At 37.0% G+C, this 21,973-nt stretch carries 18 protein-coding genes, 1 pseudogene and 1 riboswitch; of the genes and pseudogenes, 14 read left to right on the top strand and 5 right to left on the bottom strand.

Annotated features, from left to right (window positions below; genetic code table 11):
- Positions 1-14 precede the first annotated feature (14 nt).
- From ACQKMD_RS03630 to ACQKMD_RS03615, 4 genes are all read left to right on the top strand, one after another.
- Positions 15-833: a MetQ/NlpA family ABC transporter substrate-binding protein gene (locus ACQKMD_RS03630; protein WP_427749555.1), complete on the top strand. Its 819-nt coding sequence runs from the start codon at positions 15-17 to the stop codon at positions 831-833.
- 419 nt (positions 834-1,252) lie between these two features.
- A complete protein-coding gene (locus ACQKMD_RS03625) occupies positions 1,253-2,509 on the top strand; it encodes a DNA polymerase thumb domain-containing protein (RefSeq protein WP_427749553.1) in 1,257 nt (418 codons plus the stop codon).
- A 13-nt stretch (positions 2,510-2,522) separates the two neighbouring features.
- Positions 2,523-2,858, top strand: a complete 336-nt coding sequence (locus tag ACQKMD_RS03620) for a YolD-like family protein (protein WP_427749551.1) — start codon at positions 2,523-2,525, stop codon at positions 2,856-2,858.
- Complete coding sequence (locus tag ACQKMD_RS03615; RefSeq protein WP_427749550.1) at positions 2,851-3,198, top strand: aconitate hydratase; 348 nt, start codon at positions 2,851-2,853, stop codon at positions 3,196-3,198. Before ACQKMD_RS03620 ends, ACQKMD_RS03615 begins: the two co-directional genes overlap by 8 nt.
- Positions 3,199-3,530: 332 nt before the next feature.
- On the opposite strand, the gene ACQKMD_RS03610 is transcribed toward ACQKMD_RS03615, so the two are convergent.
- A complete protein-coding gene (locus ACQKMD_RS03610; protein WP_427749548.1) occupies positions 3,531-5,018 on the bottom strand; it encodes a WD40/YVTN/BNR-like repeat-containing protein in 1,488 nt (495 codons plus the stop codon).
- Between the two features lie 290 nt (positions 5,019-5,308).
- Here ACQKMD_RS03610 and ACQKMD_RS03605 point away from each other — a divergent pair, with 290 nt between their 5' ends.
- Positions 5,309-6,178, top strand: coding sequence for a polysaccharide deacetylase family protein (locus tag ACQKMD_RS03605; RefSeq protein WP_427749546.1), 870 nt, complete (start codon positions 5,309-5,311; stop codon positions 6,176-6,178).
- Between the two features lie 371 nt (positions 6,179-6,549).
- On the opposite strand, the gene ACQKMD_RS03600 is transcribed toward ACQKMD_RS03605, so the two are convergent.
- Complete coding sequence (locus ACQKMD_RS03600) at positions 6,550-7,026, bottom strand: hypothetical protein (RefSeq protein WP_427749545.1); 477 nt, start codon at positions 7,024-7,026, stop codon at positions 6,550-6,552.
- A gap of 310 nt (positions 7,027-7,336) precedes the next feature.
- Between ACQKMD_RS03600 and ACQKMD_RS03595 the strand changes: the two genes are divergently transcribed.
- A complete protein-coding gene (locus tag ACQKMD_RS03595; protein WP_427749543.1) occupies positions 7,337-7,813 on the top strand; it encodes an RDD family protein in 477 nt (158 codons plus the stop codon).
- A gap of 229 nt (positions 7,814-8,042) precedes the next feature.
- Here the strand turns inward: ACQKMD_RS03595 and ACQKMD_RS03590 are convergent, their stop codons facing one another.
- A complete protein-coding gene (locus ACQKMD_RS03590; RefSeq protein WP_427749541.1) occupies positions 8,043-8,684 on the bottom strand; it encodes a hypothetical protein in 642 nt (213 codons plus the stop codon).
- A gap of 245 nt (positions 8,685-8,929) precedes the next feature.
- Here ACQKMD_RS03590 and ACQKMD_RS03585 point away from each other — a divergent pair, with 245 nt between their 5' ends.
- The 6 genes from ACQKMD_RS03585 to ACQKMD_RS03560 all read left to right on the top strand — a co-directional run bounded on the left by ACQKMD_RS03585 (position 8,930) and on the right by ACQKMD_RS03560 (position 16,437).
- On the top strand, positions 8,930-9,877 hold the full coding sequence (locus ACQKMD_RS03585) for an L-threonine 3-dehydrogenase (protein WP_427749539.1): 948 nt from the start codon (positions 8,930-8,932) through the stop codon (positions 9,875-9,877).
- 254 nt (positions 9,878-10,131) lie between these two features.
- On the top strand, positions 10,132-11,643 hold the full coding sequence (locus ACQKMD_RS03580) for a class I adenylate-forming enzyme family protein (protein ID WP_427749538.1): 1,512 nt from the start codon (positions 10,132-10,134) through the stop codon (positions 11,641-11,643).
- Between the two features lie 11 nt (positions 11,644-11,654).
- Positions 11,655-12,809, top strand: a complete 1,155-nt coding sequence (locus ACQKMD_RS03575; protein WP_427749536.1) for a thiolase family protein — start codon at positions 11,655-11,657, stop codon at positions 12,807-12,809.
- 24 nt (positions 12,810-12,833) lie between these two features.
- Entirely contained in the window at positions 12,834-13,604 is a 771-nt protein-coding gene (locus ACQKMD_RS03570; RefSeq protein WP_427749535.1) for a 3-hydroxyacyl-CoA dehydrogenase, read from the top strand.
- A gap of 23 nt (positions 13,605-13,627) precedes the next feature.
- The gene (locus tag ACQKMD_RS03565) at positions 13,628-14,776 is read left to right on the top strand and encodes an acyl-CoA dehydrogenase family protein (protein WP_427749533.1); all 1,149 of its coding nucleotides are present in this window, start codon (positions 13,628-13,630) and stop codon (positions 14,774-14,776) included.
- 53 nt (positions 14,777-14,829) lie between these two features.
- Positions 14,830-16,437: a long-chain fatty acid--CoA ligase gene (locus ACQKMD_RS03560; protein ID WP_427749531.1), complete on the top strand. Its 1,608-nt coding sequence runs from the start codon at positions 14,830-14,832 to the stop codon at positions 16,435-16,437.
- Positions 16,438-16,551: 114 nt separating this feature from the next.
- Here ACQKMD_RS03560 and ACQKMD_RS03555 read toward each other — a convergent pair whose 3' ends face one another.
- Positions 16,552-17,040, bottom strand: coding sequence for a QueT transporter family protein (locus tag ACQKMD_RS03555; RefSeq protein ID WP_427749529.1), 489 nt, complete (start codon positions 17,038-17,040; stop codon positions 16,552-16,554).
- A 7-nt stretch (positions 17,041-17,047) separates the two neighbouring features.
- A riboswitch (PreQ1 riboswitch) is annotated at positions 17,048-17,092 on the bottom strand.
- Between the two features lie 158 nt (positions 17,093-17,250).
- Between ACQKMD_RS03555 and ACQKMD_RS03550 the strand changes: the two are divergent.
- A pseudogene (locus tag ACQKMD_RS03550) lies at positions 17,251-17,514 on the top strand (ABC transporter ATP-binding protein); the annotation flags it as partial.
- Positions 17,515-18,328: 814 nt separating this feature from the next.
- Here ACQKMD_RS03550 and ilvA read toward each other — a convergent pair.
- Positions 18,329-19,591 carry a threonine ammonia-lyase IlvA gene (ilvA, locus tag ACQKMD_RS03545; RefSeq protein ID WP_427749527.1) on the bottom strand — a complete coding sequence of 421 codons (1,263 nt, stop codon included), beginning with the start codon at positions 19,589-19,591 and terminating at the stop codon, positions 18,329-18,331.
- Between the two features lie 196 nt (positions 19,592-19,787).
- Here ilvA and ACQKMD_RS03540 point away from each other — a divergent pair, with 196 nt between their 5' ends.
- Complete coding sequence (locus ACQKMD_RS03540; RefSeq protein ID WP_427749526.1) at positions 19,788-21,953, top strand: ATP-dependent helicase; 2,166 nt, start codon at positions 19,788-19,790, stop codon at positions 21,951-21,953.
- Positions 21,954-21,973 lie beyond the last annotated feature (20 nt).

Here is a 21,973-nt window from a genome sequence, read left to right as displayed (position 1 = left end):
GGGGAGATTTCAAAATGAAGAAATTTTTACTAGCAGCGTTATTATTCGTATTAGCAACAGCTTTAGTTGCATGCGGTAACAAAGATGAAAGTAAAGAAAAAGATTCAAAAGAGATTAAAATTGGCGCAACTGCAGGTCCTTATAGCGACATGTTAAATAAAGCAATCATTCCGCAACTAGAGAAAAAAGGCTATAAAGTAAAACCTGTTGAATTTAGTGACTACGTACAACCAAATAAAGCATTAGATTCTGGTGACATCGATGCAAACCTTTTCCAACACTCAATTTATCTTGAAAACTTTAATGAACAAAACAATATGAAACTAGTTGGTCTAATTAACGTGCCGGCTGCACCAATGGGCTTCTTTGCAAAAGATTTTAAGTCAATTGATGATATTAAAAATGGCGCAAAAGTAGCAATTGCTAACGATCCATCAAATGCAGCACGTACATTACTATCATTACAAGAACAAAGACTTATCAAAATTGATCCTAATATTGAAGAACTAAAAGCATCTGAAAAAGATGTTGTTGAAAATCCTAAAAACTTAGTATTCCAACCAATCGAAGCAGCAGGGCTACCACGCGCAATCGAAAGTGCTGATCTTGTTGGTGTCCCAGGAAACTTTGCGCTTGCGGCAGGACTTGACCTACAAGATGCACTATTCTTAGAAAATATGCCTGATAAATTCCGTAACGTTATCGCAGTTAAAGAAGAAAATAAAGACTCACAACTAGCTAAAGACATCTTAGAAATCGTTAAATCAGAAGAATTCGAAAAAATCATCGACAAAGAATTCAAAGGCTTCGGAAAACCTGACTGGATGAAATAAATGCTGAAGGCGCTCGTTCAGACCCGACAGGCACTGGAGGGCTCGAACTAATAATGTAAAGCTAATTTAGTCTTACACCTCCCTTCCGAGATACTGGGGAATTACAGGACTTTAAATCAGTTTTTGATATCCATTAAAAGTACTGAGTAAAAATTACCAATTCTAAAAAGAACGTTTGTGCGTATAATATATACAAACAAACGTTCTTTTTCGTTGTGGAGGGAGAGTGAAAAAAATGAAAGATCAGTTAATAAAAGCGATGCAACACAATCAGTTATTAAATATGATGTACATTTCAAAGTCTGGAGTCATCACGAAAAGGTGTATCAAAATAATTAAGGTAGCCAATAGCGTACTTTTATTCTCGATAATGTTCTTGTTGTTGTTCCAGTTGTCTATAAAGAGCGAGGGATCATTTAATGTATGAAAACCTTCCTGAACGTTCCATTATATGTATTGATATGAAGTGCTTTTATGCCAGTATCGTAGCGATGTTACATGGACTAGATGTTTTAAAAACTCCAGTTGCAGTAGTAGCAAATTTTGACCAACCAGGTAGCGTAGTGCTTGCTGCCTCCCCCTTAATGAAAGAAAAATTTAGTATCAAAACTGGTAGTCGTCGTTATGAAATACCTAAACATCCTGACATTAGATTGTTTGAGCCGAAAATGAGTTTCTTTATTCAAATATCGATGACGATTACAAAATTGATCTCTAATTACGTCCCAGTTGATGCTATACATGTGTATAGTATAGACGAAAGTTTTGTTGATTTGACCGGCACTGAAAAGCTTTGGGGTTCACCTGAAGAAACGGCTAAGGAAATACAAAGGGCTATTCTTGACCAATTTAATATACCTAGTGCAGTAGGTATGGGACCAAATATGTTAATAGCCAAATTAGCTTTAGACCTTGAAGCAAAGAAAACAGGCTTTGCTAAATGGACGTATGAAGATATTCCAAAGAAATTATGGCCAGTTCGACCCCTTTCTGAAATGTGGGGAATTGGTAAACAGATGGAAGTGAATCTAAATGCTATGGGGATACAAACAGTCGGTGGTTTGGCTAATACAGATCTAAAAGAATTAGAAAAGCGCTTTGGTGTAATGGGCAATCAACTCTATCACCATGCATGGGGAATCGATTTATCCACATTAGGGGAGCCGTTATTAACAAACGGAACTTTAAGTTTTGGGAAGGGCCAAATGCTGATGAGGGATTACCACACACGTAAAGAAATCTCTGTAGTACTCCTTGAAATGTGTGAGGACGTAATGAAGCGAACACGGGATGCAGGTTATGTTGGCCGTACAATTAGTATTGGTCTTTCTTATAGTCGAAACGCTATGACCAAAGGATTCCATCGATCTAAAACGATTGCAGTACCAACAAGCGAAACCCTTGTGATGTATAAAACTTGTATTGAATTGCTGGATAAACATTTTGCAGGTGAACCAGCTCGGCAGTTATCTGTCCGAATATCCAACTTAGAGAAAGAGCATAGCATTCAATTGGATTTATTTGATGAACGTAAGCCACAGCGTCAAATAATCGGTCCTACAATGGATGCAATACGCAACAGGTTTGGAGCTACCTCAATATTAAGAGCAGTTTCTTTCACGAAGGCTGGTACAGCTATTAATCGAGACCGCTTAGTTGGTGGTCATTTGGCATAGGAGTGATTTATTAATGATACAAGACAGAGGTAATATTAAATGGGCATCGATGATGTTGCCGGAGCATTTGGAGCTTCTTAGAGAGTACAAACAAGAGCGGCGTACAGAACAGCCAAGAGAATTGGCTGAGTGGGAACTGGAAGAACTACAGAAAACAATCGATCAAGCTTTTAATCAGCAATTGGACATAAAGTTAGAAGTGTGGAAGGACTACAAAATCACACAATGGACTGGAATAATTAAATCGATTAATACTAATGAACTCATACTTGAAACACTACTTAAAACGAAAAGTATTTCAATCCAAAGTATTCAATCAGCTCAACTGGATGCTGATTATTATGATTAAAGCCGACGAAAGACAGTTACTTCATAAGTATCTTTTGTTGGAATTAGCACTTAAATCATTGCAGGTTGACTATCGTAAATTAGAGCAGTTTAAAATGAAAACGGTATTTCTTCCAATGATGGATTCATTGCTAAAGGATCTAAGACAAGAATATTTTAACCTCAAACGAGAACTTGCACAAAAACGTATACGAGTAGTAGGTTGGCAACTAGTAGATGAATACTTTAGTGACGTGCAAGTTGCCACTGCAGGTAATGATGTAGTACTTCGTTATGCAAATCAAGCTCTTAAATCACAAGTGGAAAAGTTGTTGATTAATCATATAAGAAATAACAAATGACGGGTATTAGGCCTGTTTATTAAAAAATGTTGCTTTGAAATAAAGCTTGATCAAAAATACCCCACAAACCAGTATTTAACGATAAATAAAAAGAATCCATTTTGAAAAAAAGATTGATCAAAATGGATTCTTATACAGCAGATTTAAATATCGGCTTTATAAAAAAGTTTGATCATTTTCTATCTGTGTTCCTTCACAATCGCGCCCGATTGTTGAATAGTAGAAAAGAGAAAAAGCTGCAAAAATAACACCTTAGTTATTGTGCTAAAGCCTTCGTTAGTTAAAGTGCAATACTTCACAATGTTTTTTTCATAGGTATACACTGCAAACTTTTATCGTCTCTGCGGAATTGTCATTTCTTCCCATGAATAACCTGGTATAGTTGCAATCCATAACGTATCTCCTATGATATCCACATCCATAACGACTAAATCAACCGCATCAAACACTTTTTCAGGTTTTCTTGCGTCTTTTATGTTGATGGAATAAATAGCTTCATCTCTATATGTGTATCCGAATAATTTCTCTCCTTTTTTAATGAAATTAACTATCTCTTCATCAACTTTAATTTTTCTCCAATTTCCCTCTTGAAGATCTCGGGTCCAAATTCCACTTTTTGTTGTAATAAATATCCTATTATTAATCACTATCATATCACTAGGTTCATCATTACGATTCGGCATAGTTATCTCTTTCCAACCATCATTTGTCTTTTGCAAAACCTTCCTTTCTTCTGTTAATCCTACCAAATCACCATTATTCGAGATTTGAACCACAAAAAATGGTTGAGGTATAATGGCTTGTTTCCAACTCTCCCCTTGATTGTTCGTGCGGTAAATATTTCCATTTGATATCACGGCTATATGGTTGTTGATCGAATAATCAATGCGCTCAATCTTGTGGTCTAATGAAAGGATTTTTGTTCCTTTACTTTTTGATGTAATGCCTGCCCATAATTCTTTTTCGGTTGCTGCGTATAATTGATCATTCTTATTAAACCACGCGTGCGTTACATAATTATTAACTTGGAGTTCTGTCCATGCTTCTCCATTGTTATGACTCAATTCAATAAAATGTTGCTTGCTTGTACTAAATTGTGTTGGCTTTTTGTCTCCCCATACCACTAAATTGTTATTTCTAGCGACAACCCCCATAATCGCCATTCCCTTTTTTGTTACGGTATCGGTACCAATACGTTTGGATATTAATCCTCCGCCGTATGGCAATTTATGAATGGCACTGACTATATCTCCGTTTTTGGCATTGAATGAAATTCGAGTAAAACGGTTATCTCGATCATTTCCAACCACTGTTAGAATGGGTTTACCTTCGATACTATCAAGTGTAAAATGATATCCTGTTGCCCATTTTTTTCCTTTTTTTAGTCCGTATTTATCCTTCGCTAGTTGAAGAACATCAGAGCTATCAAACTTAATCTCATCGTAGGGTATTGTTGGATCCTGAGATTGTTTACCCGGTCTAAACAAGGTGATTTTCTTTTCTGAGATACCAATTAGTACAAAATCATCTGTACCTGGAACCACAAAGGTCATAAACCAATTAAAGCGTTTTCCTGTTTCTCCTCTCGAGCCTCCCATCGTTTCATCCACACTGTTTACACTTGTAAGTGTTGCGCTTACATTCCATTCTTTTGCTCTCTGGAATCCAATGTTAATCGCTTCTTTTAGCGTAATTTCACCATCTGAAACGATTACTTCACGACCAGCTGCACTTGTATCGGTAAACAGTATCCCTGTTGGAAATAAAACAAATATCAAAACGTATAAAGTCAAAATAAAGTTAATTGGCTTGTTTTTCATGTTTTTGCCACCTAATTTTAATAGTTAAAGTAGTTTGCCCATTTCAAATGATATTACCCCATAGCCAAATTCGGCTGTTAATATTAAATTCAATAATAAAAAGCCACCTGATTTTTTTAAAACGTCTATTTTATTGTTCATTTATATAAGGAATTCAGCAAAAAGCACCTTCTTATTTGCTGAAAGAAGAGCTGTTTTTATTATGCTAAACAACTATGAGAAATAAAAACACATTCAGGTTAGAATAGCCATCGCTAAAACGGGTATCAATATAAAAAGGAGATGAATGGATGAAAGAACGAATATTCAAGTGTTTGTTGGTTACGGGGTTTTTATTTTGTTTGCATATAACAGATATCATGACTGTTTATGCGAATGAGGGACCCTTGGCAGATGTATCGAGGCAATGGTTGAAAGCGGACTTACGAGATGATCCAAAAGAAGATGTACCTGACCTTAAAGGAGGATCTGAAAATTCCGGGCGGGATCCTATGCAGCCTGTTGACCTAAGAATTTTACAACAACGGTATCCAGAAATATTTTTCTTACAAGGTCCTACTGATCAAAAACGAGTTGCTTTAACTTTTGATGATGGTCCTGATCCACGTTTTTCAAATGATGTATTAGATGTATTAAAACAGTACAATGTACCAGCAACATTCTTCGTGTTAGGTTCAAAAGCCGTTGCTAACCCTGAAATTGTCAAGCGAATGCAAAACGAGGGTCATGTAATCGGAAACCATACCTACACCCATCCTAACCTTGTCAAAGAATCCGACCTCGGAACCCTAGAGAGGGAAGTAACTAGAACGGAAGATGCTCTTAACGACATTATTGGTTACCGGACAAAATTATTTAGACCACCATATGGCTTCTTATACAATGAATTAGTCGAGAAGCTTAGGGAAATGAACTATTACGTGATTGCCTGGTCGGTTGATTCGTTGGATTGGCAGGAAGACCCGCCGGAAGTTATTGCTTCGAATGTAGTAGACAACATTCATCCAGGTGCGATTATTCTCATGCACGATGGGGCAGAATCGGGTGGAGATCGAACGAATACAATCGAATCACTTCACCAAATTATTCCAAAACTACAAGAGCAAGGCTATGAATTCGTCACAGTTCCAGAATTGTTGAATATTCCATTTAAGAAATAGAATGTATCTCTTACATTTACCTTTAATATTTTTTCTTGAAGGCTTTTTTTGTATTACTATATGGGGTACCACCAACATGTTTACAAAAAGCACATCTATTGCATTAAAAAAGACAAAGAAGACATATTCCCCGCGCTAAAGGGAATATGTCTTCTTTTTTAAGACACTCAAACTCTCATTAATTAATAACCATATTTTCTTCCCCATATCACTACCCCAATCACTGATTACTGACACTCTATATAGTCGCTATTATTATTTTTCTTGTTCTTGTTCTACTAACCTGCCCATTTAGTTGAACAAGAAAAAATGAGCTGTATGAACAGCTCAATAATCTTTTGCTAAAGCCCTCGTTAGTTGAAGAAACGTATCTACTTAAATTCATTTGCAAATGCACCATTTTCGTTATGCAATAAATATCTTTTATCATTAACTACATTATGGTAATCAATTTCTAAAAAATATGTTGCTTTACTTAGAACGTCATAAAAGAAAGGAACAAACTCCAAATCTTTAAAAACATAAACTTCTATTTGTTCATCATTATTTCTATATGCTTCAAATATACGATGGTTTCCATTGATACAATAAGGTTTGTTGTTGGTTAAATATCGACTCTGAAGTACCATTACAGGATTTTTATGATTGGGTTTTATTCGGTTTGGGTCTTTATTTATGTTACCTTGGTCAACAGCTTCAATTATATTCGATGGAGAAGTCTTTATGGGTTTAATGTTTTTTTCTTTTATAAATGTAGTAGCCCCGTCTATGTCTAAGGTATACTCAAATACCCCAGTCGTGAACTCTGCATATAACGAGAATGTCTCCTGACCAATTGGATGTATCACTGGGTAAGTTTCATCTACAAGAGTTTGGTTTAAAATATCAGTCCATTTTGAGGCAACTTCAGCCCCATTTGAACGGGTAATAAATCACTCTCGAGTTCCTTTATAGCTAATATTAATGCAACTTCTCCTCTTGAAATCATTATAGCTCCAATGCCAGTTGATGATTTTATGTTTACTCATATAAATTCCCTAAAAACATAGGATGATAATAGGTTTTTTGTGCAATAACAAAGGGTGCATTAAACTAAAATATTGCTTAAATATGTTAGTAACGACGACATAGATGAATAAAGATAAGGGGGAAGTGGAAGTGAATTATGGAGGATTTTGGATCCGTTTCTTAGCAACAATAATCGATACAGCTGTCGTTATGGTGATAACAGCGCTAATTGGAGTCATTTTAAAAGTTCCAAAAGGAGTTATATCTGAAATGGTATTTGGAGATGAGTTATATCTAACGACTCACCCGTTATATAGCTTGCTCCTCATCATAGTTGGTATCTTATATTTCGTTGGTCTACCAACAACGTCATGGAGAGGCACTGTCGGGAAAAAAGTACTCGGCTTAGAAATTGTTGATACAAACGGCGATGCAATCTCTATTTTCCGCAGCATCATTCGAAATATTGCTCGAATCTTCAGTAGTCTTCTACTTGGTCTTGGTTACATAATCGCCGCATTCCACCCGCGAAAACGAGCCCTACATGATTTAATTGCAAATACTTATGTAATTGATGTTGGGAAGCGGATAAGCTACTGCCGGTTAGTGAAAAGTAGTGATGGATAGGTTGGTTTTATAAAATTGTTTGTAGTTATATTGAGAACCAAATGAAAAAATCTTAAAAATCATTCGAAGAAAGTGGAGTTAAAAATAATTAACGAGGTAATTTCAACTAAAACAAATAAATTTAAACAATATGTATAAAACTCATCCAAAAAGCCCAATACTATACCAACTCCCCATTGGAATGTAAAAATTCCATCCCTAAAAAAACCACCCTCCCCCGGGTGGTTTTTTACTTTGCCTCGAAACTTACCTTCATTTCTTTAAAAGAATAAAACAATAAATGTTTTTGTAGCCCTCTAGCTTTTGTGATGGCGGCGTGTGCTTCTTTTTCAAATGTCCGAAAATCTTGCTGTTCATAGGCGATTAGTCCTTCAATGGAATGTGGCATCCATTCTTTTTTTAGGTTAGGTATGAGTGCTTTTGCTGTATCGAAGTTGCCGAGTAACGTTTCGATGTGTGCGATAGTGTAACTGCGAATGGGTTCTTTTTGAAGTTGCTTCGCTTCTGCTAAAGCAGTTTCGAAATCTTTGTTGAGAATAGCTAGTAAAGAGCGGTAGTTGTGTTGAGTGTCCTGTTGTTTATAACTGCTAAGTATTTTCTGTACGCTTATTTTTTGTTCTGTTACGGTTTCGTGTGCAACTGCGTATGGGTAAGCGAATATAGGTTTTGTTTTATGCTTTGTTACAAAACGATCAATTTTGCTAATGTTATTGGACCATAGCGAAGCGTTGTAGTAAGGAAACATTGTAAGAGTAAAAACATACATAAATAGTAAGGTGAAGACAACGACTATAGGTACATCCATTATAAGTAGGAATGTACAGATGATGATTGCGGTTAAATAAATCATAGTTAGATTAAATAAATGCATTGATGACACTCCTTTTATTCATTATAAAATAAATAACTGATAAATGTATCAGGGAACTAGCTGTCCTGTGTGAAAAAACGGTTATTGTGTTTTAGAAACATACATTGTATAATGAAATCAATTAAAACATTGATAAATCAACGTATTTTTATTGTTATTTGTATTCTCTGTAAATACATTTGTAATCTACAGAAGAATGTATTTTCTGGAAATACAATTGTTTATTGGGTGAGGAGGATTTTTAGATGAAGAAAATTATGATAACCGGTGCGTGCGGTCAAATTGGGTCAGAGTTAGTATCTAAACTGCGCGAAGCATATGGAACAGAAAATATTTTAGCAACAGATATTCGCAAGCCAGCTACACAAAAGGGGCCATTTGAAATGCTGGATGTTATGGATGCAGAGCGCATGAATGACATAGCGAAGGATTTTGGGGCAGACACTTTAATGCATATGGCTGCGTTATTATCGGCAACTGCAGAAGCTAAACCGCTATTTGCTTGGAACTTGAATATGGGTGGACTGGTCAATGCGTTAGAAGTCGCACGTGAACAAAATCTACAATTTTTCACACCAAGTTCAATCGGTGCATTTGGACCTTCTACGCCCAAAAACAATACACCACAAGATACTTTACAACGCCCTACAACGATGTATGGTGTAAACAAAGTAGCAGGTGAATTATTATGTGATTACTATTTCCAACGTTTTGGTGTAGATACTCGCGGCGTACGTTTCCCGGGATTAATCTCTTATGTAACTCCTCCTGGTGGCGGTACAACAGATTATGCGGTTGATATATACTATAAAGCGATTTCTGAAGGAAAGTATACTTCATATATCGCACAGGGCTCATACATGGATATGATGTATATGCCAGATGCGTTGCAAGCAATTGTAGATTTAATGGAAGCGGATCCTGAGAAATTAATACATCGCAATGCATTCAATGTAACAGCTATGAGTTTTGAGCCTGAGGAAATTGCGGCTTCAATCCGCAAGCATATACCTAATTTTAAAATGGCTTATGAAGTCGATCCAATACGTCAAGCCATTGCAGATAGTTGGCCAAATTCTATTGATGCAAGCGCTGCACAAGAAGAATGGGGTTTCAAAGCAAAATACGACTTAGATGCGATGACAGCAGATATGTTAAAAAAGTTACAAGAGAAAGAAACTAAAACTGCTTAATAGTTAGGCATTTAATAGAGCTGTATCTTCTTAATTGAAGATACGGCTTTTTTTATTGGTGAAGATAAGAATTTTAATAGACAAAGCTGCATATTGTAATGGGATGCTAGATTTGAAATTATTCTCTTCTAATTAATATTTCCTCTCGAAAATGTTCCTTTTTAATAGTTTTATAATAGCGCTTACATGTATAATTGTGTAAAGTTAAGTTATTAGAAAAGTTTGATAATTCGCATTTTGAAAGGGGATAATCTATGAATTTAACTACGCCATTAGTATTAAATGCAAACCGTCATCCACATAAAATGTGTGTAACCTGTGAAGGAAGATCTTATTCGTACCAACAATTTAATGAAGAAGCAAATAAATTAGCAAATGGTCTTATTGCACTAGGTTTAAAACATGATGAAAAAGTTGGTCTATTTATGAAAAACTCAGATCACTTCGCAATTGCTCTCTATGCTATTTGGAAAGCTGGTGGAGTAGTTGTTCCTATAAATTTCTATTTAGTAACACCTGAGGTAGCTTATATTTTGGAACAATCTGAATGCAAAATGTTGTTCTGTGATGCCAATTTAGAAGAAATCACAGCCAAGGCCAATAAAGGACATAATGGCCTGGAGCAAATTATTGTTCAAAATGAAGCGAAACTTCAAGGGAATTTATCATGGAATCAAGCTTTTAGTGCCAATTGTGCTGAACCGGATGTGGTTGTACTAAATACGGATAATGCCGAGATTTTATATACATCTGGAACAACTGGTAGACCAAAGGGGGCCCTATTTGATCACCAGAGAATCATGAATGTGAACATGAATTTTTTAGTGATGAAGAAGATGTCATCAGATGATGTATTTTTACATTTAGCACCACTTTTCCATTCTGCACAGTTAAATGGATTTTTAACAACGGCTATTTACCTCGGTGCCTCTAATGTTATTCATCGAGATTTTAATCCAGTAAAGACATTAGAGGAGATTGAAAAGCATAAGATTTCAGTGTTTTTCGGTGTACCGACTATGTACAACGCCATGGTACATGTACAAGAAAATCATTATGATCTCTCATCCGTACGTGTTTGTGGATATGGAGCGGCGCCAATGGCACCAGCACTTGTAGAGCGTGCAATTGCGTTATTTGGAACAGATCAATTTTATAATTTATGTGGACTTACAGAAGCAGGGCCAGGGGGAATCTTCTTAACACCTGAAGCTCATAAAACAAAGCTTGGCGCGGGTGGTAAGGCTATGTACTTAACGAACGTCCGTATTGTTACGGATAACATGGAGGATGCTAAAACAGGTGAGATAGGAGAGTTTGTGATGAAGGGCGAAACGATTATGAAAGAATATTATCGTAAACCTGAGGAAACACAACGTACATTTTCAGATGGCTGGTTATTAACGGGGGACATGGCGGTGATTGATGATGATGGATTTATCACCGTAGTAGATCGTAAAAAGGACATGATTATATCAGGTGGCGAAAATGTCTATTCCGTTGAGGTTGAGCAAGTTTTAAATAGCCATCCTGAAATTTTAGAAGCTGCAACAATAGGCATACCAGATGAAAAATGGGGAGAAATCGTTGTAGGCATTATCGTATCAAAGGATGACCGAACTCTAAACGAAGAAGATATTAAAAGCTTCTGTAGTGAGAGATTAGCAGCTTATAAGATTCCCAAGAAGTTTTTGTATACAAAAGTATTACCACGTAATGCTTCAGGGAAAATATTAAAATATCAATTACGTGAAGAAATGAAATAGGAGTGAAAGCTATGAATGAGGTAGTAATAGTTGCAGCAGTACGTACAGCTGTTGGACGCAGAAAAGGTGCGCTTAGTAATACAAGACCGGATGAACTAGCAGCAATTGTCCTTGAAGAAGTAATGCAAAGAGCTGGAGTAGAAAAAGCGGCAGTCGAAGATATAATTTTAGGTTGTGTCACGCAATCGGGTGAGCAAGGAGGCAATATCGCGAGAACAGCAGCGTTAATCGCAGGATTTCCGATTGAAGTACCAGGAGTAACAATTGACCGTCAATGTGGCTCAAGTCAGCAAGCTGTACACTTTGCCTCGCAAGCCATATTATCCGGTGATATGGATATCGTCATTGCAGGGGGAGTGGAAAGCATGACGCGTGAACCAATGTTTTCTAATATGCGAGAGGCTAAACAAAGTGTAAGGCTAACGGAGCAATATGAATTGATCAATCAAGGATTATCAGCAGAACGGATTGCCAAAGAGTGGGGAATATCCCGTGAAGAGCTCGATGCTTATTCAGTTGCTAGTCACCATAAGGCTTTAAAAGCTATTCATAACGGTTACTTCGAAAAGGAAATTGTATCGATTGAAGTACAAGATAATCAAGGTGATAGTTATACATTCCAAGAAGATGAAGGTCCAAGAGCAGATACAACAGGAGAAATTTTAGCAGGACTGAAAACAGTTTTTGATGAAAATGGTGTCATTACAGCTGGTAACGCAAGTCAAATGAGCGACGGTGCCTCAGCGGTTCTGTTGATGTCTAAAGCAAAAGCAAATGAACTGGGTGTTAAACCACTAGCACGAGTGGTCGCCCGTTCGGTTGTTGGCTCAGATCCAACATTGATGTTGACGGGGCCAATTGCTGCGACGCATAAAGTACTACAAAAGGCAGATTTAACAATGGGTGATTTATCAGTCTATGAAGTAAACGAAGCCTTTGCGCCAGTTCCTCTTGTGTGGCTTCAAGATATGGGCGGAGACCCTGAAAAGTTAAATCCAAATGGAGGTGCTATTGCACTTGGCCATCCATTAGGTGCAACGGGTACGAAATTACTTGTATCGATGCTGTACTACTTAGAGCGCACAGGTAGTAGATATGGTTTGCTCGCTATTTGTGAAGGCATGGGTATGGCGAACGCTACAATTATTGAACGTTATCAATCATAGTTTATTTCAGAAAGGGAGATGGGAATGGAGCTAAAACATATAACTGCAATCGTAACAGGTGGCGCTTCTGGAATGGGAGAAGCGACAGTACGTCATATAACTGCAGCTGGTGGTAAAGTCATAATTTTCGATATGAATGAAGAAAAAGGACACGCACTAGCAAAAGAAATTGGAGCAGATACTGCTTTGTTTTTGAAAACAAATGTCTCAGATGCTACAGAGGTAGAGGGGAATTTAGCAATAGCACTTGAGAAATTTGGCAACATTCATGTAGTGGTAAACTGTGCAGGTATTGCGACACCGGGCAAGGTATTATCGAAAAAAGGTCCGCATTCTTTAAAGCAATTTGAACAAGTACTACAGGTGAATTTAGTTGGTACATTTAACATGATTCGCTTAGCAGCAGACGCTATGCAGCATAACGAGGCAGATTTAGATGGTCAACGAGGAGTCATTATTAATACTGCTTCAGTTGCAGCGTATGAAGGGCAAATTGGTCAAGCAGCTTATAGTGCATCAAAAGGTGGCATTGTGGGTATGACCTTGCCTATTGCCCGTGAGTTAGCTTCAATTGGCGTGCGTGTGATGACGATTGCACCAGGATTAGTAGAAACGCCATTATTTGCAGGATTACCGGAAAATGCACAGAGGGCACTCGCTGATTTAACACCATTCCCTCACCGTTTAGGGAAGCCGTCAGAATATGCTCAGTTAGTTGAAAGTATTATTCAAAATACAATGTTAAATGGTGAAGTAATTCGACTAGATGGAGCCGTTCGATTACAGCCGAGATAGCCAATGTTAAGGGGTGACAAGTTATGAGGAGATATCGTTTTGAAACTACAGAGCACGAACTATTTCGCAAGTCCTTACGCAAGTTTTTAGAAGATGAAGCAGTGCCACATTATGAAACTTGGGAACGAGATAGGCTTATTCCTACTTCCTTTTGGAAAAAGCTCGGTGACATGGGCTTTTTATGTCCTCAAATCGAGGAACAGTACGGCGGGCTCGATTTGGATTTCAGTTTCGGTGTTATTATCGGAGAGGAATTGGAACGAGTAGGTGGAGGTCTAACAGGCGTTGGACTACATAATGATATCGTCGTACCTTATATAGAGGCATACGGCACAGCAGAGCAGAAGAAAAAATGGCTACCTAAATGCGTGACAGGAGATGTCATTACTGCAATTGCTATGACCGAACCTGGAACGGGATCAGATTTAGCGAATATAAAAACAACGGCGATTCGAGAAGGGGATCATTATATCGTAAATGGTCAAAAAACCTTTATCACAAATGGTATAAATAGCAATTTAGTCGTTGTTGCTGTAAAAACAAACCCACATGCAGCGCGTAAGCATCAAGGTGTGAGCCTATTAGTCATAGAAGAAGGGACACCAGGGTTTACGAAAGGGCGAAAGTTGGACAAAGTCGGTATGCATTCTCAAGATACAGCTGAGCTCTACTTTGAAGATTGTAAAGTTCCAATAGAAAATTTATTAGGTACTGAAAGCAAAGGTTTTCAATATTTAATGGAAAAATTACAACAAGAGCGCCTTGTGGTAGCCATCGCTGCTCAAATTGCAGCTGAAGATATGCTGGAAATGACGCTAGACTATACTAAATCAAGACAGGCATTTGGTAAAGCCATCAGCTCTTTCCAAAATACACAGTTTAAAATCGCTGAAATGGCGACGAAAATTGAACTCGGTAAAGCATTTCTTGAATCTTTAATAGAAGATCATTTAGCTGGTAAAAACGTCGTAACCAAAGTATCGATGGCAAAATACTGGATTACCGAAAGTGCCAGAGATATTTCAGTACAATGCATGCAACTACACGGTGGTTACGGTTATATGGAAGAATATAAGATTGCTAGACGCTTCCGAGACATCTCAGTAGCATCTATTTACGCAGGTACAAACGAAGTCATGAAAATGATTATTGCAAAAAATATCGGTTTATAAGCAATGCTTTTAAATAAAATCATATTACTTAATCAAAGGGGAGTAGGGCTATTATGATGCAAACACCATTAGTACTAACTGATTTTGTAAAACGTGCAGAGAGATATTTTCCGAAAAAATTAATCATTTCTAGAACGAGTGAGACGATGATTCATCGTATTACTTATAAAGAGTTTGGGCAACGTACACGAAAATTGTCTGAAGCATTAACAAAACTGGGGATGACAAAGGGAACAAAGGTTGGCTCATTAGCGTGGAATCATCACCGTCATTTAGAGGCGTATTTCGGCGTGCCATGTGCTGGAGCCATTCTCCATATGATTAATATCCGCCTGTCACCAGAGCATATTGTGTATATTATCAATCATGCGGAAGATGAAATATTACTAGTAGATAGCGATATTTTCCCGTTAATTGCACAAGCTGCACCATTATTAAAAACAGTTAAGCACTTCGTTGTTATGCAAGACGGAACAGACTTACCTGAAACAAATTTAGAAAACGTACACTCTTACGAAAAACTGCTAGAAGAGGCATCAGATTCTTATGAATTCCCTGATGATTTAGACGAGAATTTACCTGCAGGCATGTGCTACACAAGTGCCACAACTGGCTTTCCAAAAGGAGTCGTATACACACATCGTAGTTTGGTGCTACAAAGCTTAGCGCTTGGTCTAGCAGATTCGCTTGGTATTCGTGAGAGTGATATAGCCATGCCAGTCGTACCAATGTTCCATGTAAATGCATGGGGTATGCCATTTGCGGCAGTGAATTTTGGTACAACACAAGTATTACCTGGTCCAATGTTCACTCCGCAGCTACTACTCGATCTAATCGAGCAAGAAAAAGTAACATTAACGGCAGGTGTCCCAACGATTTGGCTTGGCGTATTAAATGAACAAGAGCATAATCCGCGCGATTTATCGTCATTACGCGTCATCGTATGTGGTGGATCAGCCTCACCAAAAGGCTTAATTCGCGCCTTCGAAGAAAAATACAAAGTACCATTTATCGTCGGCTACGGTATGACCGAAACGACACCACTTGTCAGCCTATCCACATACACAACGGAAATGGAAAATTGGTCAATGGACGAAAAAATTAATATTCGTGCCACACAAGGCTTAACGACATCACTCATCGAAACACGTGTCGTCAACGAAAAAGGAGAAGTTCCATGGGATGGCAAAACAATGGGTGAGCTAACTGTTCGTGGGCCTTGGGTTGCGGATGAATACTATAAGGATGATCGTACAGAAGAGGCTTTCAAAAACGGCTGGTTATATACAGGTGATATTGCCGTCATGACACCAGAAGGTTATATCAAAATTACAGATCGTACAAAAGACTTGATTAAGAGCGGTGGGGAATGGATCTCATCTGTAGATTTAGAAAATGCCCTTATGACACATGAAGCAGTATTTGAAGCTGCAGTTATCGCGGTTCCAGATGAAAAATGGCAAGAACGCCCATTAGCATGTGTTGTCTTAAAAGAAGGTAGTGGTGCTACAAAGGAAGAACTCCTTTCTTATTTAGAAGGGCAATTTGCAAAGTGGTGGGTACCAGATCATGTTGTTTTCTTAACAGAAATTCCAAAAACATCAGTCGGTAAATTCTTAAAGGCAAAATTGCGTGATGAAGTGAAGGATTACCAGCTTTAAATAAAAAGAGACAATCTCAACTTGAGACTGTCTCTTTTTTATAGGGAAATACATTGAATAGATATCAAACAAAAAACCACCTCTCCGCAAAATTGCGGGGAGGTGGTTATAATATTAACCTTCAATTAGCTTATTAAAGTTAATACGTTTGTTCAGTGCTAGCATAACCGGAATACCAATACCCATTACTACTAATTCACCAAAAGCAACCGTTAACCAAGTATATAAGAAAGGTAGGTCGAAAGCGAGATACAATTCGATTGCGATTATGAACATTGTAAATGTAAATATGACTGTTCCAAAAATCATTTGCTTCATATGTCCGTTAATGAAACGTTTCGCAAAAATTGTAATACCTAAGGCTAAGACCGATTGGCCAAGACCGAAGAGTAAGTCATACATACCTAGTGGTGAAAATAGATTCGTAATAAATACACCAAGTACTATGCCGACAAAGTACTTTTTATTGAAGACAACGAGATGATTGAACATCTCAGCAATACGGAACTGTATAGCACCGAATGCTAGTGGGGCAATTAGCATGGACACAGCAATATAAAGCGCTGCGATAATTCCGCTAGTAGCCAAAGATTTTACTTTCATTATTCATTTCCCCCTAGTTTTTTTTCGTGGGATGGTTTCGAACCACGTAATAAAAAGCATGCATCATAGCATATCATAGTAGATTTAGTTTGTACATGGATTAAAAATCTAATAGATCGAATCATATTTAAATCAATTGTCATTGCAAGAAGTGTTTATTTCTACCCCAGTTCAATTTCTTTAAAGTGCTTAATTTAAAAATGGGATAGAGTGAACACTTCACGTGCAGAGCTCATTACGAATTTAACTAAGCAGCTAGTAGAAAAGGATAATCTAACGACAATAATGGTTACCCACAATATGCAACAAGCGCTTGATCTCGGCAATCGCCTCATAATGATGGATAAAGGCCAAATTATATTAGAAGTAGAACCAGAAGCGAAAAAAGACTTAACAATCGCCGATTTAATGAATGCATTCCAATGTATTCGCGGTGAAAAGCTTGTATCAGATCGAACTCTACTAAGTGTATAGTAAGAAGAAATTGCAAAGCAGGAACCCTGTCTAAGGGTTCCTGCTTTTTGTTTACCTATATCGTAAAATCTGATATCAGAGATAGCTTGAATGATAAAATAAATCCATAGTATAAAACCGTTTCTTAGCCTCAAGTAAGAAAAATATAGTTTATTTATAATAGAGTTGAATAACTTAAAAAGGAGTTGCAATATTGAAGGTATATTTTACCAAGTTTCAAAGTGATTTTCATCTGCATAGGAGCGGGTATATTTTCTATGACCAGTTTTTTCATGTTGTTATTTGAAGACTTACAAATAACAACATGGAGAATACAAGAATATAGTGCGATTCTTTTTAGTATAATTTTTACAATAGCAAAGGTTTATAAATCGAAATTATGTAGTAACTCTCTTGCCAAGTTTAATAGCTATAAAGATGTTGATAGATAAAAAATAGTTCACCTTGAGATTCTTTTGATGTATTCGTATAAATTTTTATAATGGCCTTGGGGTTAGCGTTAGCGTGTTTTTACTATATATTACTGAAGTTTAAAGGGTAGAAGTGTTTATTAGAATAAGGAGGGGCTGTAATTGATAAGCTCCTTTAGACTGAAATAGAGAAAATTAAAGAAGGTTAGTTTATAGAAATTTATATTTAGGGGAATACATGATTACAGTACATCCTATAGGACTGTCATGTATAAAATCCCGCTTTAAGGTGGGTTCGATTCCAGAATCCAAAAGAATTCCACCTTAGTGCAAGCCAGGGTTGGAAAACATAGAAATGAAAACGGAATCTTCTAACTTAGAAGATTCCGTTTTTTTTGTGAATACTAAACCAAAAGAGCAAATAACGTACTATCATTGTTTACTTCTTTAAATGAGAAGCCATTAAGTTTCATACGACCAATTAAACCCGCATAATTTTCAGGACGTTTTAACTCGATGCCTACAAGGGCTGGACCACTTTCTTTATTGTTCTTCTTAGTATATTCGAATGTTGTAATATCATCATCTGGACCAAGTACCTCACTAAGGAACTGGCGAAGGGCTCCTGCGCGCTGTGGAAAATTAACGATGAAATAATATAGTAAGCCTTCATGAATTAAGGATTTCTCTTTGATTTCTTGCATACGACCGATGTCATTATTACCACCGCTAATTATACAAACAACGGATTTACCCTTAATCTGATTTTGATAAGCATCCAGTGCCGCAACAGGTAAAGCGCCAGCTGGTTCGGCAATAATTGCATGCTTATTGTATAAGCTCAAAATTGTCGTACATACTTTACCTTCAGGAACAGCAATAATATCATCAACATACTTTTTGCAAAGTGCATATGTAGTATCGCCAACACGCTGTACAGCTGCACCATCAACAAATTTTTCGATATAATCTAAGGCAACAGGACCACCGTTAGCAAAAGCTGCCTTCATACTCGCAGCACCACCTGGCTCAACACCAATAATGTTAGTTTGAGGTGAAAGATTTTTAATATAGGCAGATACTCCGGCAATTAAACCGCCCCCACCAATACTACCAAATACATAGTCAATCGGCTCTTCAATATCATTCATCACTTCTACGGCAACGGTACCTTGTCCTGAAATTACATCTATATCATCGAATGGGTGAATGAAAATATGTTCTTCAGCCTTTGAAAATGCCTGCGCACTTCTAGCAGAATCATCAAAAGTATCGCCCGATAAAATAACCTCTACAAATTCACGTCCAAACATTTTCACTTGCTCAATTTTTTGAGAAGGAGTAGTTGTTGGCATGAAAATATGACCACGAATACCTAAATGTGCACACGCATATGCAACCCCTTGCGCGTGGTTGCCCGCACTTGCGCAGACAACACCTTTTTCACGTGCATCATACTCTATACTTTTAATCTTATAATAGGCACCTCGTAGTTTAAAAGAACGTACATGTTGTAAGTCTTCGCGTTTTAAATAAACAGTACAACTATATTTTTCAGATAAATAGTCATTTTTTTGTAATGGTGTGTGTGCAACAACATCTTTTAAAAATTGATAAGCAATTAGTACATTTTCCACCTGAACGGTCTTCACATCTGATACTGTCATAATTATTCGTCTAACCTCCGATTCCTGAAAATTCATTTATTCATTTTAACATATTATCTAATCGTAATGAACTAAATATTAAGTTAATTCTAAATGTTTCGCAATTTATTGTTTAAGCGGGCAAAAAAACGTTTCCAACCAGCTTTCAGTTATAATGTAAATAACAGTGAATGAACGGAAAGGATTAAAAGTACAAATGAATTTCTTTGATAAGATGCAACAACATACGGGTGTATCATTAAATGATGTACAAAAACAGGCAGTTCGATATTCGGACGGTCCATTGCTATTATTAGCATCACCCGGTTCAGGAAAAACTACGACTTTGAATATGAAAATTGGTTATCTATTGCTAGTGAAGAAAATACCAGCACATACGATCTTAGCCATTACATTTAGTAAAGCATCCGCACAAGACATGGCACAACGCTTTGACCAATTCTTTGGCAAACTTACGCGTGAAAAGGTACATTTCTCCACAATTCATAGCTTTGCTTTTCAAGTAGTACGAGAATACTTTGCAAAGCAACGAATAACTTTTCAACTAGTGGAAGGGGGTAATGACGTTCCGCTGCATAAAAAAATAATCCTTCGAAATATATTTACTGAAATGAAGGATACAAATCCAACTGAAGATGAAATGGACGAACTCCTCACCTATATTAGCTATGTGAAGAACCGTATGCTTTCAAGTAAGCAGCTAAGTACCGTGAAATCCTCCATCTCAGGCATAGAGGATATGTATAAAGCGTATGAACAATTCAAAATGCAAAACCCGCATCACCCACTTCTCGATTTTGATGATATGCTCACATACTGCTTACGCATTTTACAAGAGGATGAGCAAATTCGTACGAAATATCAGCACCGCTTTGAATACATTTTAACGGATGAAAGTCAGGATAATTCCGTGATACAGCATGAAATTATTACAATCTTAGCAAAACCACAAAATAATCTTTGTGTTGTAGCTGATGATGACCAATCTATCTTCATGTGGCGTGGTTCAGACGTACAAAAGTTATTAGAATTTGAAAAGATTTATCCACAAGCAAAAATTTTAACAATGACTCAAAACTATCGCTCTACACCAGAAATCGTGAAAACAGCAAATGACTTCATTAAACGAAATCCAAAGCGCTATGCAAAGGAAATGTTTACGGAAAATCCAACTGGGGAGTCAATTGAAATCCATAATATGCAGCGCTATGAGCTACAACTAAACTATGTCATTCAAGAAATTGAGAAGAGTAGCAATCCACAAGAAACAGCCATCTTATACCGTAATAATTCTTCCGCCATCCGTTTAGTGGATAAGTTAAATAAAGCAGGTTTGCCATTCTATATGAAAGACGTAGATTTGAAATTTTTCCGACATTGGATTGTAGAAGATATTATCAATTTCATGCGCCTTTCCTATAATGATTCACGTGTAGACATTCTTGAAAAAGTGCATACGAAAATGAGTGCTTACATTACGAAAAAACAAATGATGTATTTAAAAAACAATAATGACAAAACTTCAGTTTTTGATCAGCTTCAAACTGTGAGGCATGCAGACTATCAAGAGCAGGCATTAAAAAAAACAAAGCAGTTAATTAATAAGATAAATGTTTTAGAACCAGAAGAAGCAATTAAAATCATTCGTAAAAACTTGGGTTATGAAAAATCGATTCGCAATACGGCTGAACATCTTGGCTTTAATGAGGAAGGGTTATTAGGTGTCCTAAATCAATTAGAGCATATAGCAATTGGTTTAACGAATCTTGAAGCATTCGCAAAACGATTAAAAGAACTAGAAGAAATTATGAAAACTTCTTGGTCAAACAAAGGGCGTGATGTAGTCACTTTATCTACTTTGCATAGTGCAAAGGGGCTTGAATATGACAACGTGTATATGATTGATCTAGTTGATGGCGTTATTCCTTCAAAGGATGATATAAAACAACAGGATGAAGATAATAGTGAACCGATAGAAGAAGCCGTACGCCTCTTTTACGTAGGGATGACTCGAGCACGCAAGCATTTAGAATTGCTTACTTATCATTTAAAAGATGATGAACATGTAGAGGAGTCTCAGTTCATAAAACAAGTTCGCCGTTTAGTGAAGGGGAAGGGGTTAGTGAAAAAAGAAATTAGTTATCGAGAAAGTAAACACGCTCGGGATATTCCCGTAAATGCCATTACTAAAAAAGAAGATTTGCAGTTAAATAATCGCGTAGAGCATCATGTCTTTGGTAAAGGTGAAATACGAGAGTTAAGTGGACAAGCAATTGGTGTTGAATTTGAATCAGTAGGTTATAAGAAATTTATGATTGATATATGTTTGAAGCAAGGGTTTCTTTGCAGTATAAAAGAATAGACTTTGTTTTTATGGTATAT

This window comes from Viridibacillus sp. NPDC096237, from assembly GCF_050278625.1.
Taxonomy (GTDB): Bacteria; Bacillota; Bacilli; order Bacillales_A; family Planococcaceae; genus Viridibacillus.
This window is presented reverse-complemented; position numbering and strand designations above follow the sequence as displayed.